The sequence below is a fragment of the Dietzia sp. CW19 genome (genome assembly GCF_014145265.1).
GTDB classification, from domain to species: Bacteria; Actinomycetota; Actinomycetes; order Mycobacteriales; family Mycobacteriaceae; genus Dietzia; species Dietzia natronolimnaea.
On sequence record NZ_JAALEE010000279.1, the window covers coordinates 686 to 1639 of the forward strand.

At 72.4% G+C, this 954-nt stretch carries 1 protein-coding gene and 2 pseudogenes; all 3 read right to left on the reverse strand.

Going from position 1 to position 954, the window contains the following annotated elements:
- A pseudogene (locus G6021_RS17300) lies at positions 1-70 on the reverse strand (uracil-DNA glycosylase); the annotation flags it as partial.
- 34 nt (positions 71-104) lie between these two features.
- A complete protein-coding gene (locus G6021_RS09050; protein WP_182641112.1) occupies positions 105-626 on the reverse strand; it encodes a gamma carbonic anhydrase family protein in 522 nt (173 codons plus the stop codon).
- Positions 627-635: 9 nt separating this feature from the next.
- Positions 636-954, reverse strand: a pseudogene (locus tag G6021_RS09055) (thiamine-phosphate kinase); the annotation flags it as partial.

Sequence of the window (954 nt, forward strand, 5' to 3'; positions counted from 1 at the left end):
CCATCCGGTGGATGCGGTCCTCCACCGGCGCCAACGCGCTCGCCCACCCCGGGTCGACGACCTCCCCCAGCGGAGGTCGAGCCGATCGGTCGCCCGCCACCCGGTCAGTCGATCCGTCGGAGTTCGGAGCGGTACCGCATCGCGTTGTCGTGGTACTTCTGCGTGTTCCCCTCGAGCATCGCCGGGTCCACCTCGTACCCCTCGCGGATCCTCGCGGGGGCTCCCATCGCCATCCGAGCGGGGGGCAGTTCGAACCGTGGCGGGATCAGACACCCGGCGGCGACGACCGCCCCGGCACCGATCACGGCGCCGTTGAGCACGATCGAACCGGAGGAGACCAGGGCTCCGTCCCCGATGGTCGCCCCCTCGATGTGCGCGTTGTGCCCCACGATGCAGTGCTCCCCGAGCACCGTCGGTTCCGACTCCGTGCAGTGGACGATCGTGCCGTCCTGGATGTTGGTCATGGCGCCGACCTCGATGCGCCCGTAGTCGCCGCGGAGAACGGCGGTCGGCCACACGGACACGCCCGGTCCCAGGCGGATGCGACCGATCACCACCGCGTCGGGGTGCACCCAGGCGTCGGGGGCGATGTCGGGTTCGAGGTCTCCGAGTGCGTAGACAGCCATGCGGCCAGCCTAGTTCGCACCCCGCGCGGAGTCCCAGCCCCCGGGGGTCCGCGGGCGCCCGTCGAGGGAGACGGTTCCGGGGTCTCCCTCGTGGATCGTCCCGATGACGGTGAAACCCGGGGGGACGGTGGTCCCGGGCGGGAAGGTGCCCAGCAGACCGTGGTCCTCACCGCCGTCGAGGATCCAGTCCGCGATCTGCGCCTCCGGATCGGGGAGACCCAGGACGGCGGCGGCCTCGCCCAGGCGGGGGTCGACGGGGAGCGCGTCGACGACGAGGTCCGCCGCGACGCCGGAGGCCCGCGCCATCCCCGACAGGTCGCGCATCAGG